Origin of the sequence: Pelomonas candidula, from assembly GCF_043555985.1 — a bacterium.
Taxonomy (GTDB): Bacteria; Pseudomonadota; Gammaproteobacteria; order Burkholderiales; family Burkholderiaceae_C; genus Pelomonas; species Pelomonas candidula.
This window is the reverse complement of sequence record NZ_JBIGIC010000007.1, coordinates 109764-123944: the sequence shown is the minus strand read 5'-3', so window position 1 is coordinate 123944 and position 14181 is coordinate 109764. Positions and strand designations below refer to the sequence as shown.

General features: G+C 68.4%; 13 protein-coding genes. 9 read left to right on the top strand and 4 right to left on the bottom strand.

Translation table 11 applies throughout. The features are described from left to right. The 3 genes from ACG04R_RS15400 to ACG04R_RS15390 form a co-directional block, all read right to left on the bottom strand. Positions 1 to 1755, bottom strand: a complete 1755-nt coding sequence (locus tag ACG04R_RS15400) for a hypothetical protein (protein ID WP_394412202.1) — start codon at positions 1753 to 1755, stop codon at positions 1 to 3. A gap of 15 nt (positions 1756 to 1770) precedes the next feature. Further along, positions 1771 to 2415: an RNA polymerase-binding protein DksA gene (gene dksA / locus ACG04R_RS15395; protein ID WP_394412199.1), complete on the bottom strand. Its 645-nt coding sequence runs from the start codon at positions 2413 to 2415 to the stop codon at positions 1771 to 1773. 156 nt (positions 2416 to 2571) lie between these two features. Continuing rightward, the gene (locus ACG04R_RS15390) at positions 2572 to 3636 is read right to left on the bottom strand and encodes a CobW family GTP-binding protein (RefSeq protein ID WP_394412196.1); all 1065 of its coding nucleotides are present in this window, start codon (positions 3634 to 3636) and stop codon (positions 2572 to 2574) included. Positions 3637 to 3749: 113 nt separating this feature from the next. Between ACG04R_RS15390 and ACG04R_RS15385 the strand changes: the two genes are divergently transcribed. The 7 genes from ACG04R_RS15385 to ACG04R_RS15355 are packed head-to-tail and all read left to right on the top strand — an operon-like array spanning position 3750 to position 11429. Next, positions 3750 to 4631: an HlyC/CorC family transporter gene (locus ACG04R_RS15385; protein ID WP_394412193.1), complete on the top strand. Its 882-nt coding sequence runs from the start codon at positions 3750 to 3752 to the stop codon at positions 4629 to 4631. After that, positions 4628 to 6079, top strand: coding sequence for an apolipoprotein N-acyltransferase (lnt, locus tag ACG04R_RS15380; RefSeq protein ID WP_394412190.1), 1452 nt, complete (start codon positions 4628 to 4630; stop codon positions 6077 to 6079). The genes ACG04R_RS15385 and lnt overlap by 4 nt, the downstream gene beginning before the upstream one ends. A gap of 29 nt (positions 6080 to 6108) precedes the next feature. Further along, entirely contained in the window at positions 6109 to 7038 is a 930-nt protein-coding gene (gene glyQ / locus ACG04R_RS15375) for a glycine--tRNA ligase subunit alpha (RefSeq protein WP_394412187.1), read from the top strand. Further along, the gene (glyS, locus tag ACG04R_RS15370; RefSeq protein ID WP_394412184.1) at positions 7038 to 9170 is read left to right on the top strand and encodes a glycine--tRNA ligase subunit beta; all 2133 of its coding nucleotides are present in this window, start codon (positions 7038 to 7040) and stop codon (positions 9168 to 9170) included. The genes glyQ and glyS overlap by 1 nt, the downstream gene beginning before the upstream one ends. Positions 9171 to 9177: 7 nt before the next feature. Beyond that, positions 9178 to 9822 (top strand): D-glycero-beta-D-manno-heptose 1,7-bisphosphate 7-phosphatase, encoded by a 645-nt coding sequence (gmhB, locus tag ACG04R_RS15365; protein WP_394412181.1) that lies wholly within the window; start codon positions 9178 to 9180, stop codon positions 9820 to 9822. Beyond that, positions 9823 to 10608: a lysophospholipid acyltransferase family protein gene (locus ACG04R_RS15360; RefSeq protein WP_394412178.1), complete on the top strand. Its 786-nt coding sequence runs from the start codon at positions 9823 to 9825 to the stop codon at positions 10606 to 10608. It abuts the gene before it with no gap. A gap of 11 nt (positions 10609 to 10619) precedes the next feature. Continuing rightward, positions 10620 to 11429 carry a M48 family metallopeptidase gene (locus ACG04R_RS15355; RefSeq protein ID WP_394412175.1) on the top strand — a complete coding sequence of 270 codons (810 nt, stop codon included), beginning with the start codon at positions 10620 to 10622 and terminating at the stop codon, positions 11427 to 11429. A 279-nt stretch (positions 11430 to 11708) separates the two neighbouring features. Here ACG04R_RS15355 and ACG04R_RS15350 read toward each other — a convergent pair whose 3' ends face one another. Next, positions 11709 to 12767 carry an MBL fold metallo-hydrolase gene (locus tag ACG04R_RS15350; protein WP_394412172.1) on the bottom strand — a complete coding sequence of 353 codons (1059 nt, stop codon included), beginning with the start codon at positions 12765 to 12767 and terminating at the stop codon, positions 11709 to 11711. Positions 12768 to 12807: 40 nt separating this feature from the next. Here ACG04R_RS15350 and ACG04R_RS15345 point away from each other — a divergent pair, with 40 nt between their 5' ends. Both ACG04R_RS15345 and ACG04R_RS15340 read left to right on the top strand, forming a co-directional pair. Continuing rightward, positions 12808 to 13221 carry a MerR family transcriptional regulator gene (locus ACG04R_RS15345; RefSeq protein ID WP_394412169.1) on the top strand — a complete coding sequence of 138 codons (414 nt, stop codon included), beginning with the start codon at positions 12808 to 12810 and terminating at the stop codon, positions 13219 to 13221. A gap of 131 nt (positions 13222 to 13352) precedes the next feature. Continuing rightward, positions 13353 to 14117 carry a TonB family protein gene (locus tag ACG04R_RS15340; protein WP_394412166.1) on the top strand — a complete coding sequence of 255 codons (765 nt, stop codon included), beginning with the start codon at positions 13353 to 13355 and terminating at the stop codon, positions 14115 to 14117. Positions 14118 to 14181 lie beyond the last annotated feature (64 nt).

Sequence of the window (14181 nt, the reverse complement as noted above, 5' to 3'; positions counted from 1 at the left end):
TCAGTTGATTCTGACCTTCACCTTGGCATGCTCGTTGATGCCCATCGCGCCGAAGAACAGCGCGACCAGGCGGTGGGCGTCGTGGAAGACGACTGAACGGTTCTCGCTGCGGCGAGACAACACCCAGTTCAGCAGGTCGCCCGCGGCCATGAAGTCCAGGCGGATCAGCTTGGTGCAGGAGATGTTGATGAGGCTGGCATCGCCGACCTCACCGCCCATGACCTTCAGCGTCTCGGAGATGTCACCGCTGAGCTGGCCCATCAGTTCCAGCTGAGCCACGTGGGCCTCGGCCACGCCGGTGTCGAGGAAAGTGGACTGCGCCTCGCTCTGCATCGTGCTGGTCGCGGGGCTGTTCGTCGACGCACCTTCGCCGCCGAAACGCACGCGGCAATTGGCACGCTCCCACGACGGCGGCGAGACCTCGTAGGTGACGCAGTAGTCGATGGCCGCCTCGTCGAACTGGTCCGGCCGATTGGCCAGGCGCAGTGCCTCCAGGCGCAGCATCCATAGCGCCGGGTCGGTATCGCGCTCGCCAACGGGTGCCAGCTCCTTGAGCTGGTTCAGGAAATGGTCACCCCTGATCCAGCGCTGGTCGACCTGCTGTTGGGCCCAATGGCGAAACAATTGGCGCAGCTGGATGGCGGCCTCGATCTCGACATCGTCCAGCGTACCCCAGTCGAAGACCCAGGGCATAGGAAGTGTCTCGGAGCGCTTCTGCAGCGTTGCCACGTCGTCGGCAGTCAGCAGTGACGGCGCACTCCAGCTGACCTGGCCGGCCTTGCCCATGGGCGTGCGGCTGGCATGGCGGGCCGATTCGGCCACCAGCTTGGGCATGGAGAACCATTGCGGCGCCGACAGACCGAACTGCTGCGCGTACTCGACGGCCAGCACCTCGAACTTGCCCTGGGCGCCGGTGGCGCGGTAGTGGTCGAACAGCACCAGCCAGGTCTCGCCGTGCAGGTTGCGGCTGCCACCCGGGCGCACCAGCTCGGTCAGCGCGCCCTCGCTGTGCTCGTAGTCGGCGTTGGCGAAGGCGATGACGGCTTCGTCCAGTTCGGGGTCGTGCACGACCTCCTGCACCTCCAGCGGCACCGACGGGTCGGCCATCGCGAAGGACAGCGACATGTCCAGCGGCGGCAGGTCGGGCAGGAGGCTGGGCGGCGAGTCCGACAGCGGCGGGATGGCCGCCCCCATCGTCACGGCAGCCGGCGGTGTCGGCGCGGACAGGCGCTGCACTTCCTGCGGCGTGGAGAACTCGCTGACGCGGCCGCCAGAGGCGTCCAACGTCGGCGCGGTGGAGGTGGACGCGAAGGCCACCGGGCGCGTGCTGGTCTCGAAAAAGCCCGGCTGCTGCTTGGGCACGGCCTGCGTCGTCGCAAAGCTCTCGCCCACCATCTGCTGCTCGATCTCGTCGATCTTGGCCTTCACGCCGAGGTCGATCTTGGAGCTGGGCTCGCTGATGCGCTCGTCGTCGCCCATGCGGGACGGCGACGCGGCCAACGCAGCTAGTTGCTCGGGCGTCAGCCCTTCGCGGCGGATGCGGCGCAGCATGTCGAGCTCGCGCTTGCGCACGAAGTCGTTGCGGCGCTTGCGCTCCACCATCGCGCGCAACTCGGCCTTGGCGAGATCGCCCTCGGGGTCGTCCTGGCGCGAGTTGATCTCGGCCCAGTCCGTCGTCGGGTTGGCGACGAAGCGCGCAACCTTGCGGAAGAAGCTGTCGCCTTCCTTGGGGTCTGCGGGCTTGGATTCGGACATGGGCTGCAAAGGGTATCAGTCCCCGAACATCTTCTGCTTGAGCTCGCGGCGCTGTTGCGCTTCGAGCGACAGCGTCGCGGTCGGGCGGGCGATCAGGCGGCCGAGGCCGATGGGCTCGCCGGTCTCGTCGCAATAGCCGTAGTCGCCACTGTCGAGGCGGCCGATGGACTGCACGATCTTCTTCAGCAGCTTGCGCTCGCGGTCGCGCGTGCGCAGTTCCAGCGCATGCTCTTCCTCGATGGTGGCGCGGTCGGCCGGATCGGGGACGATGGTCGTGTCCTCGCGCAGGTGCTCTGTCGTCTCGCCGGCATTGGAAAGCACCTCGTTCTTGAGGCCTTCCAGCTTGGCGCGGAAGAAGTCGACCTGCTTGGCGTTCATGTACTCCGAATCCGGCATGGCCAGGACTTCGGCGTCACTCAGCTCGGCGCCCGGCTTGGTCTTCCAGGCGTTGGCCAACTTCGGGTCGCCCTTGGCGGCAACACGCGGCGTGTCGTCGGCCTGGTTCGCGCCACGCACGGGTGGTTTCGGCGGGGCGAAGCGGTCGGCGAAACGGTTCGCGGGCGCTGGCGCTTCCAACGTTGCGACGTCGGCGCCAACATCGGTCTTCTTCGCGCCCTTGGCGGGCGCGGCGGCGGTTTTGGTGGCCGGGGTCTTGCTCACAGTCTTCTCCTCGCTCAGGGCTTGCATCGGCGCGGTGTCAGACCTTGATCCCACTGCTTTCCAGCCTGCTGCCCAACTTTGAGCGCGGCGGATTGTAGCCATGTGGATTCACGTGCCTGCTCACCTCCAAAAGATGGCCGCGGACGGCCAAAAACATCACGCCAGACAGCCTTCCAAGCCTTGCAACAACACCTCTTTCGGCAGATCGATGCCGATGAACACCATCTTGCTCTGCTTTTTCTCGCCCGGCATCCATTTCGGGCCGAGATCGGAGCCCATCATCTGGTGGACACCCTGGAAGATGACCTTCTTTTCGGTGCCTTTCATGTAAAGCACCCCCTTGTAACGCAGCATCTTGGGACCGTAGACCTGCACGATGGCCCCCAGGAAATCTTCCAGCTTGGCCGGATTGAAGGGCTTGTCGGCGCGGAACACGAAGCTCTTCACATCATCATCGTGATGATGGTGGTGCGGGTGGTCGCAATGCTCACCATGCTCATGATCGTGATGGTCATGGCCGTGGTGATGGTGGTGGTCGTGCCCATGATCGTCCGCCTTCAGGAAGTCGGGATCGATCTCCAGCTTGGCATTCAGGTTGAAACCACGCAGGTCGAACACCTTGGACAGCGCCACCTCGCCGAAATGGGCGGTCTGGATGGGCGCACGCGGGTTCATGTGCTTGATGCGGTGGTTCAGCGCCTCGACCGCGGCCGGCTCGACCAGGTCGCTCTTGCTGATGAAGAGCTGGTCGGCGAAGCCCACCTGCATGCGCGCTTCCTGGCGCGTGTTGAGCTGCTCGTCGGCATGCTTGGCGTCCACCAGCGTCAGCACCGAGTCCAGCAGGTAGGCCTCGGCGATCTCGTCGTCCATGAAGAAGGTCTGCGCCACGGGGCCGGGGTCGGCCAGGCCGGTCGTCTCGATGATGACGCGGTCAAACTGCAATTCGCCCTTGCGGCGCTTGGCGGCCAGGTCGCTCAGCGTGGTCCGCAGATCCTCGCGGATGGTGCAGCAGACGCAACCGTTGCTCATCTGGATGATCTGCTCGTTGGTGTCCGACACGAGGATGTCGGTGTCGATGTTCTCCTCGCCGAACTCGTTCTCGATGACGGCGATCTTCTGGCCGTGGGCCTCGGTCAGCACGCGCTTGAGCAGCGTGGTTTTGCCGGCGCCGAGGAAGCCCGTGAGGATGGTTGCGGGGATGAGGCCTTGGGCAGTGGACATGGTGGGGACCGTTTTTCGGGAAGGCAGCAGATATAGGGACTAGGCGCCCCAGGACAAGGTCTTGTCAAATCAATCGGCTATTCTGTCCCTTCCGCAATACCCTGACAGCTCCCTTGAGCGAACCGCAATCAGGCAGGCCCCCGTCGCGAGGGGCCGCCAAACACCCGCCAGAGGCCCGTGGCCTGCTGGAGCGCATGCTGGAGTTCCTGCACCCCGGCCCCGACTCCAAGACCGAACTCATCGAAACCCTGGCCGAGGCCGAGCATCGCGAGCTCATCGAGCCCGAATCACGACAGATGCTGGAAGGCGTGCTGCGCATGGCCGAGCTGTCGGCCGGCGACGCCATGGTGGCGGCGCCGCGCATGGACCTGCTGGACATCGATGCGCCTTATGACGAGCTGCTGGCCGTGGTCATCGACACAGGCCACTCTCGATTTCCCGTCTACGAAGGCAGCCGCGACAACATCATCGGCATCCTGCTCGCCAAGGACCTGCTGAAGATGCAGCGCGCCCCCGAGCTGAATTTGCGCGCGCTGCTGCGCCCCACGGTCTTCGTGCCCGAGAGCAAGGGGCTGAATGAGCTGCTGCGCGACTTCCGCTCCAACCGCAACCACCTGGCCATCGTCATCGACGAGTTCGGCAACACGGCCGGCCTCATCACCATCGAGGATGTGCTGGAGGAGATCGTCGGCGAGATCGAGGACGAGTTCGACGAGCAGAGCTCCGACACCGGCATCTACACGCTGGCCGACGGCAGCCAGCGCGTGGCCGGCGACGCAACCATTGCCGCCGTCAACGGCAGCTTCGGCCTGAGCCTGCCGGACAACGACTTCGACACCATCGGTGGTCTGGTCGCGCACGAGCACGGCCGCGTGCCGCGCCGCGGCGAGACCGTGCAGGTGGCCGGCCTGAACTTCGCCGTCATGCTGACGCGCGGCGGTGCCGTGCGCTGGTTCAAGGTCACGCGCGCGCCCGACGAAGAGACCGAGGCGTGAGGGGCGCCCGCGCCGCGGCCATCGCGCTGGTCGCTGGCCTGCTGCACACGTCGGCCTTCGCCCCCACCGGGGCCTGGTATCTGCAGCTCATCGCGTTGGCGCTGTTGTTCGCTGTCGCCGAGCAGGCCACGCCCCGGCGGGCCGCGCTGGCCGGGGCGCTGTTCGGCTTCAGCTGGCTGGCCTCCGGCCTGTGGTGGCTGCACATCAGCATGCATCAGTTCGGCGGTATCCCCTGGGTGCTGGCCGCGCTGGCGGTCGCGCTGCTGGCGGCCTTCTTGAGCGGTTACTACGCGCTGGCACTCGGGCTGACGGCACGCTTCATTCCGGCCGGACGCTGGCGCTTGCTGGCCCTCGTGCCGGCCTGGCTGCTGGCCGAGCTGGCGCGGGCGACATGGCTCAGCGGCTTCCCGTGGATCGCCTCGGGCTACGCGCACACGGTGGGCCCGCTGGCCGGCTGGGCGCCGTGGGTGGGCGTCTACGGCATCTGCGCGCTGGCAGCGCTGGCCGCGGTCGGCTTGGTGCTGCTGAAGCGCGGCGCCACGGCCTGGGCAGCGCCGGCGCTGCTGATCCCGCTGTGCGGCTGGCTGCTGCCGCAGGACTTCACGACATCCACCGGCAAGCTGGCCGTGTCGCTGGTGCAGCCCAGCATCCCGCAGGACCAGAAGTTCGACCCCGAGCGTTACGCCGTCAACCTCGAGACGCTGGCCCGGCTCGTCGAGTCGGCGCGCGGCCAGGTCGTCATCACGCCGGAATCCGTCGTGCCGCTGCCGCTGGCGGATCTGGACGAAGCCACGCTGGCCCGCCTGTCCCGCCCTGAGCGGCCGGCGCTGCTGGGCGCCTTCTTGGGCAATCAGACCGACGGCTGGGTGAACTCCGTCGTCGGCCTGGGCAGCGACTATCACTACGGCAAGCGCCACCTGCTGCCCTTCGGCGAGTTCATCCCGCCGGGCCTGGGCTGGTTCGTGCACGCGATGAACATCCCGCTGGACGACCAGGCCGAAGGCGACACCCAACGCGCCTGGGCCGTCGCCGGCCAGCGGCTGCGCCCGCTGATCTGCTACGAGGATCTGTTCGGCGAGGACGTCGTGAAGAGTGCCTTGTCGGACTCGGGGCCGGACGCTGCGACCGTGTTCGTCAACGTCAGCAACCTGGCCTGGTTCGGCACCGTCATGATCCAGGACCAGCACCTGCAGTTCTCGCAGATGCGGGCGTTGGAGTTCCAGCGTCCGTTGGTGCGTTCCACCAACACCGGCGCCACGGCCGCCATCGACCATCAGGGCCACATCACGGCCCGCCTGCCGCCACTGCTGCGCGGCGTGCTGGAGGCCGAAGTCGATGGCCGTACCGGCACCACGCCCTACGCCCGCTGGCTCGCCGCGCTGGGCTTGTGGCCGCTGTGGGTGCTGGGGCTGCTTGCCCTGATCGGCGTGCGCAGGGCCGCCCAATAGAATCAGCCACCCCCGTTTCCCCCTGCCCCATGCTGACCTTCCAGCAAATCATCCTGACGCTTCAGGACTACTGGTCCAAACAAGGCTGCGCGCTGCTGCAGCCCTACGACATGGAAGTCGGTGCCGGCACCAGCCACACCGCGACCTTCCTGCGCGCCCTCGGCCCCGAGCCCTGGAAGGCCGCGTACGTGCAGCCCAGCCGCCGCCCCAAGGACGGCCGTTACGGCGAGAACCCCAACCGCCTGCAGCACTACTACCAGTACCAGGTCGTGCTCAAGCCCGCGCCGGCCAACATCCTGGAGCTTTACCTCGGCTCGCTGGAAGCGCTCGGCTTCGACCTGAAGAAGAACGACGTGCGCTTCGTCGAGGACGACTGGGAGAACCCGACGCTCGGCTGCTGGGGCCTGGGCTGGGAGGTGTGGCTCAACGGCATGGAGGTGACGCAGTTCACCTACTTCCAGCAGGTCGGCGGCATCGACTGCAAGCCCATCACCGGCGAGATCACCTACGGCCTGGAGCGCCTGGCCATGTATCTGCAGGGCAAGGAGTCGGTCTACGACCTCGTCTACACCGACGGCCTGACCTACGGCGACGTGTTCCACCAGAACGAGGTCGAGCAGTCCACCTACAACTTCGAGCACAGCGACGTGGAGTTCCTGCTGTCGGCCTTTGCCGCGCACGAGAAGACCAGCCAGGCGCTGATGGCCGAGAAGCTGGCCCTGCCCGCCTACGAGCAGCTGCTGAAGGCCGGCCACAGCTTCAACTTGCTGGACGCACGCGGCGCCATCAGCGTGACCGAGCGCGCCGCCTATATCGGCCGCATCCGCAACCTCGCCCGCGCCGTGGCGCAGAGCTATGTCGACAGCCGTGCGCGGCTGGGCTTCCCGATGGCGCCCAAGGCCTGGGCGGATGAAGTCGTCGCGCAGATCGAACTGAAGAACAAGAAGGCGGCCGCGTGATGACGAACCTGCTCGTTGAACTGTTTGTCGAAGAGCTGCCCCCGAAGGCGCTGAAGAAGCTGGGCGAATCCTTCGCCGGCGTGCTGGCCGACAGCCTGAAGGCGCAAGGCCTCGCCGCCGCGGACGCCACCGTCACCTCGTTCGCGTCGCCGCGCCGCCTGGGCGTGCTGGTCACCGGCGTCTCGCCCAAGGCCGCCGACAAGGCCGTGCAGCAGAAGCTGATGCCCGTCGCCGTGGCCCTCACCGCCGACGGCCAGCCCACGCCCGCGCTGCTGAAGAAGCTCGCGTCCGTCGGTGCCGGCCCCGAGGTCGTGCCGCAGCTCAAGCGCCAACCCGACAGCAAGGCCGAAGCGCTGTTCTGGGACAGCGTGCAACCCGGCGCCACGCTCGCCCAGGGCCTGCAGAAGGCGCTGGACGAGACGCTGGCCAAGCTGCCCATCCCCAAGGTCATGAGCTACCAGCTCGCCGACGGCTGGACCGACGTGAAGTTCGTGCGCCCCGCGCATGGCCTCATCGCGCTGCACGGCGCCGACATCGTGCCGGTCCAGGCCCTGGGCCTGACCTCCGGCCGCACGACGCAAGGACACCGCTTCGAGGCGGCGCAGGCCACCGTCAGCATCGAGTCCGCCGACAGCTATGCCGCGCAACTGCGCGAGCACGGCGCCGTCATCGCCAGCTTCGCCGAGCGTCGCGCCGAGATCTCGCGCCAGCTCAAGGCCGCCGCCGACGCGCTGAGCCTCACGCCCATCGACGACGAAGCCTTGCTGGACGAAGTGACCGCGCTGGTCGAGCGCCCCAACGTGCTGACCTGTGCCTTCGAGCCCGAGTTCCTGGCCGTGCCGCAGGAGTGCCTCATCCTGACGATGAAGGCCAACCAGAAGTACTTCCCGCTGCTGGACGCCCAAGGCAAGCTGACCCGCCACTTTCTGGTGGTCAGCAACATCGCGCCGGCCGACGCGTCGGCCGTGACCGGCGGCAACGAGCGCGTCGTGCGTCCACGCCTGGCCGACGCCAAGTTCTTCTTCGACCAGGACCGCAAGAAGAAGCTCGCCGACCGCCTGCCGGGCCTGGCCAAGGTCGTCTACCACGGCAAGCTGGGCTCGCAGGGCGAGCGCGCCGAGCGCGTCACGGCCATCGCGCACGCCATCGTGCAGCAGCTCAGCATGGCGACGCTGCCCTACACGGTCGAGGCCGACGACGAGTTCAAGGTGCTCGACAGCAAGGTCAAGCAGGCCGCCACGCTGGCCAAGTGCGACCTGCTGACCGACATGGTCGGCGAGTTCCCCGAGCTGCAGGGCATCATGGGTGGCTACTACGCCCGCCACGAGGGCCTGCGCGACGGCGTCGCCATCGCCATCGAGGACCACTACAAGCCCCGCTTCGCCGGCGACGCGCCGCCGCGCAACCACACCGGCACCGTCGTGGCGCTGGCGGACAAGCTGGAGACGCTGGTGGGCCTGTTCGGAATCGGCCAGCTGCCCACCGGCGACAAGGACCCGTTCGCGCTGCGCCGGCATGCGCTGGGCGTCATCCGCATCCTGGTCGAGAAGAACCTGCCGCTGGAGCTGCCGGCGCTGATCGACGCCGCCGTGCCGCCGTTCGGCGAGCTGATCACCAACCCGCGCGAGGCGCTGCTGTCGTTCTTCGCTGACCGCCTGGCTGTCTCCTTGCGCGACCAGGGCTACAGCGCCCAGGAAGTCGACGCCGTGCTGGCGCTGCAGCCCACGCGCCTGGGCGACGTGCCCAAGCGCCTGGAGGCCGTGCGTGCCTTCGCCGCGCTGGCCGAGGCCGCGTCGCTGGCCGCCGCCAACAAGCGTGTCGGCAACATCCTGAAGAAGGTCGAGGGCGAACTGCCCACCGAGGTCAAGCCTGAGCTGCTGCAGGAAGCCGCCGAGCAGGCGCTCGCGAAGGCCATCGCCGATGTGCAGCCGCAGGCCGACACGCTGTTCGAGCAGCACGACTACACCGGCTCGCTCCAACGCCTGGCTGCGCTGAAGGGCCCGGTCGACGCCTTCTTCGACGACGTGATGGTCAACGCCGAAGACCCCGCGCTGCGTGCCAACCGCCTCGCGCTGCTGGGCCGCCTGCACGCTGCCATGAACCGGGTCGCCGACCTGTCCCGCCTTGCCTAAGACCCCCATGCGCGCCGACCACGCCCACGGCATGAAGCTGGTCATCCTCGGTCGTGACGGCACGATCAACCGCTACCGCGACGATCACGTCAAGGCGCCCGAGGAACTCGACCCGCTGCCGGGCGCGCTGGAGGCCGTCGCGCGGCTGAACCACGCCGGCTGGCACACCGTACTGGCCACCAACCAGGCCGGCATCGGCCGTGGCCTGCTGGACATGGCGTCGCTGAACGCCGTGCACCTGCGGCTCAACCAGTTGCTGGCCGAAAAGGGCGGGCGGCTGGACGCGGCCTTCTTCTGCCCGCACACACCCGAGGAAGGCTGCGACTGCCGCAAGCCGCTGCCCGGCCTCGTCCAGCAGATCGGCGAGCGCTTCGACGTGGAACTGCGCGACGTGCACATGGTCGGCGCGTCGCTGACCGACCTGCTGACGGCGCAGAACGCCGGCTGCGTGCCTCATCTCGTGCTGACCGGCCCGTTCGGCAGCCTTGACACCGACGAGCTGGCCAACCTGCTCGTGCAGGTGCCCACCGCGCGCGTACACGACGACCTGATGAGCTTCGCCGAGACGCTGATCCAGGCAGAACGCCGTCGCGTCGCCGAGCAGCGCGGCCAGGCCCTCACCCCCGACACCCAGGCCGGAGACCTGAACTAAATGTCCAACCTGCTGAGCGCCATCCGCTCGCTGATCTTCGTCATCGTCCTGACCGTGACGGTCATTCCCTGGGCGCTGGGCGTGCTGCTGCTGTCCATCTTCCGCCGCGGCGACCCGGTCTACTGGGCCTGCGCCGGCTGGCTCAAGGTCGCCATCTGGAGCGCGCGCTGGATCTGCGGCGTGCGCTGGCGCATCCAGGGCATGGAGAACCTGCCCTCGGCCGCCGACCGCCGTGCCGGTGTTGTGCTGCTGTCCAAGCACCAGAGCACCTGGGAGACCTTCGCCTACCCCGCGCTGCTGAGCCACCCGCTGGCCTACGTGTTCAAGCGCGAACTGCTCTACGTGCCGTTCTTCGGCTGGGCGATGGCGCGCATGGACATGATCCACATCGACCGCGGCCGCCGCACCGAGGCCTGGAACAAGGTGCTGACCCAGGGCAAGCGCCTGGGCGGTCAGGGCAACTGGGTCATCATGTTCCCCGAGGGCACTCGCATCGCGCGCGGCGAGGTGGGCGAGTACAAGACGGGCGGCACGCGCCTGGCCATCGAGGCCGGCCTGCCCGTCGTGCCCATCGCCGCGACCGCCGCGCGCTGCTGGCCACGCAAGAGCTTCCTGCTCAGGCCAGGCGTCGTCGACATCTCCATCGGCCGGCAGATCCGCCCCGAAGGCCGCAACCCGGCCGAGCTGATGCAGGAGGTCAAGGACTGGATCGAGAGCGAGATGCGTCGCCTCGACCCGGAGGCCTACGACAACCCTCCGCCCGCCGGCGTCGCCAACCAGCACTGAGCAGCAACGTCATGCCTGCCAAGCGTCCGGCCCCTCTCCTGCAGGACAGCCAGCTGTCCCTGTTCGAGGCCGCGGCCGACGTCGAGCCCGCCGAGCCCGGCGCGGCGCGGTCGCGGCGCGAACTGTGGCTGGGCCAGCACCGCGTCGGCTACGAGCTCAAGCGCGCGCGGCGCCGCTCCATAGGCTTTGTCGTGGGGCCGCAGGGCCTGCGCGTCAGCGCGCCGCGCTGGGTGCCCATCGGCGAGATCGAACGCGCGCTGCACCACAAGGGCGACTGGATCCTGCGCAAGCTCGTCGAGCAGCGCGAACGCCAGCAGCGCATGCAGGCCGCCCGCATCGACTGGATCGATGGCGGCCGCCTGCCCTACCTGGGCCAGCCGCTGACGCTGGTCGTCTCGCCGGGCGAGCGCGAGGTCGTGTGGGACGCCACGACGCGCGAGCTGCGCCTGCCGCTGCCGCACGGCGCAGCGGCCGAGCAGATCCGCGACCTCAGCCAGGCCTGGCTGCAGGCGCGTGCGAAGGAAGACTTCCTGCCCCGTTGCCGCGAATTCGCCGCCAAGCTGGGTGTGGCGATGAAGTCGCTGCGGCTGTCCTCGGCGCAGACGCGCTGGGGCAGCGCCAGCGCCGACGGCTCCATCCGCCTGAACTGGCGCCTCATCCACTTCGCGCCGGCCATCATCGACTACGTCGTCGCCCACGAACTGGCCCACCTGCGCGAGATGAACCACAGCCCCGCGTTCTGGGACACCGTGCGTTCCGTGCTGCCCGACTTCGAGCGCTCACGCGAGGCACTCCGCGAGGAATCCATCGTGGTTCAGTGAGCCCCTCGCCCGGTCTGGCCACGCTGAACGCGGGCCGGCTCGGGAGCGGCCCAGCGCCTGGCCCCAAACACCCGCCACGCCAGGCTGCAATGGTTTGCAGGTGAATATTCCCTCGCCGCCGTCACGCAGAGTCATTCACGTTCAGCAACACTTCGCCGCGACGCTGTCACCACAGGTACCGAAGGCCAGCAAAGCGCTGGTGGGAGATTGAGGGAGAGAAGGTACCGGGCAGAGATGCCGCCCCGGATGATTCCGGCGGCGGCATTTTTCTTTCTGCCGTCAGGCTACCGAGAACCGGTAGACGCCGTCGGCGCCCAGCTCCCGCGTCAGTTCACCCTTCAGCCACAACGCGTTCAGGTGCGCGATCGCCTCGCCCATCGCGAACGTGGTCTGGTGCAGGTCCAGCTTGCGCTTGAACAGCACGCCCAGCAGCCCGGCGGCATGCGTCGGCTCGGCGCGGCAGGCGGCAATGACGTCGGCCAGACGCTCGTCGTGATGCTCGCGCAGCTGGTCCACCCGCGCGTGCAGGCCCGTGAACGGCTTGCCGTGCGACGGCAGCACCAGCGTGTCGGCGGGCAGGTCCAGGTAGCGGGTCAGCGAATCCAGGTACAGCGTCAGCGGGTCGGCCTCGGGCTCGACGTCGACGACCGACACGTTGGTCGAGATGCGCGGCAGCACCATGTCGCCGCTGATCAGCAGCCTGGCCTCCTCGCAGAACAGGCTGATGTGCTCGGGCGCGTGGCCGTAGCCGGCGATGCAGCGCCAACTGCGGCCGCCGATGTCGACCGCCATGCCATCCATCAGCCGCCGGTAGCTGTGCGGCACGACCGGCACCATCTTCGGGTAGTAGTCGGCACGGGCGCGGATCTTGTCGAGCGAATCCGGGTCGGTCAGCCCATGGCTGCCGAAGAAGGCAGCGGCCGCCGCACCACCCATGCCCACTGTCGAGCTGCTCGCCAGGCGGGCGAGGTTGAAGTCCGTCGCGCTCATCCACAGGCGGCAGCCCCAGCGCTCGGTGAGCCAGTGCGCCAGCCCCAGGTGGTCAGGGTGGAAGTGCGTGGCGATGACGCGCAGGACAGGCAGGCCGTCCAGTCGCTCGGCGAAGACCTTCTCCCAGTTCGCCCGCGTGTCGTCGCTGGCGATGCCGCAGTCGACGATGGTCCAGCCCTCGCGGCCGTCGATGCGGTCACGCAGCAGCCATAGGTTGATGTGGTCCAGCGCGAACGGCAGGCCCATGCGCACCCAGCGAAGCCCCGGCGCAAGGTCCAGCGCCTCGCCCGGCTGGGGCAGGGTTTCGCCCAGGGGGTAGTGAAGTTCCGATTCGCGTGGATTGCCCATGACCGTTCTAGACTGACGTTAACGTCAATCCAGTTTAGCCATGCCTCCCCGCAAGTCTGTCTCCGCCGCGACCGAGCCGCAGCAGCCGACCTTCACGATCACCGAGCTCGCGGCCGAGTTCGACATCACGCCGCGCGCCATCCGCTTCTACGAGGAAGCCGGCCTGCTGGAGCCAGGGCGCAAGGGCCGCAACCGCGTCTACAGCCCGCGCGACCGCACGCGGCTGAAGCTGACCCTGCGCGGCAAGCGGCTGGGACTGGCACTGCAGGAGATCAAGCAGCTCGTCGACATGTACGACAGCCAGGCCAGCGCCGCGCCGCAGCTGCGCGCCTTCCTGGCCATCCTGGCGCGGCACCGCGAGCAGCTGGAGCAGCAGCGCGACGACATCGAGGTCACGCTCGGCGAGATCCGCCAGCACGAGAAGCGCTGCCGGGCGCTGCTGGGCCCGGCATGAAGCTTCGGTGAAATAACTCGTCAAATTGCACAGTTGGCGGGACAAACCCCGCTACCGTCGCGCGCCGGCTTGACTAGAGTGCGCCGCCGTACCGTCCCCCAATTCCCGCTGTCGTCCCTCGTGGAGCTGTCATGACCTCTGGACCTCGTGTCGTCCTAACGTTCAACCTGACCGCCATCGCCACCGCCTTGCTGCTGCTGAGCCAGCCGGTGGCCGCGCAGACCGAGCCAGCCGCGGCTGACAAGAGCCTGGAACGCGCCCAGAAGGCCGCCGACGCCGTCTTCCACTGGATCAAAATCAACGGCGACAAGGGCGCAACCCGCCAGGCGCCGGCCCCCGCACCGAGCCCGGCGCCGGCCCCGGTGGCGCGCAAGGCGGCCCCGGCGCCGGCGCCCATCGCCGCCGCCCCCAGGCCCGCCCCGGCTCCCGTGGCGGCTCCGGCGACCGCTCCCGCCATCGCTGCGGCTCCCGCGGTTGCCGAGCCCATCGTTGCCGCAGCAGCCCCAACGCCCGAGCCCCAGCCCGAGCGCCCCGTGCTGCTGGCCGCCGCCGAACCTACGCCTGCGCCCGCCGCGCCGATGGCCACTGCCGCCCGCGCCGTGGAGCCGCCTCCACCGCCCCCCGAGGAAGAAGCCGAGGTGCCGCTCAAGCTGCTGTCGCGCGTCAACCCCGGCATCCCGCGCCAGCTGCAACAGACGACCTTCCGCAACGGCTTTGCGCGCGTGAAGTTCACGGTGGCCCCAGACGGCACCGTCAGCAAGGTCGAGGTGATCGGCGCCAGCCATTCGCGCCTGGGCACATCGGCCGTCGACGCCGTCAAGCAGTGGCGCTTCGCGCCCATCCCGACACCCCGCGAGGTCGCCATCGAGTTTGCGTTCAACAACGTGGACGAGTGAGTCCGCCAGCTGGCAGGACTGCCGGGCGATGCGCCGTCAGCGGCCCTCGATGCTCCCGGCGCCG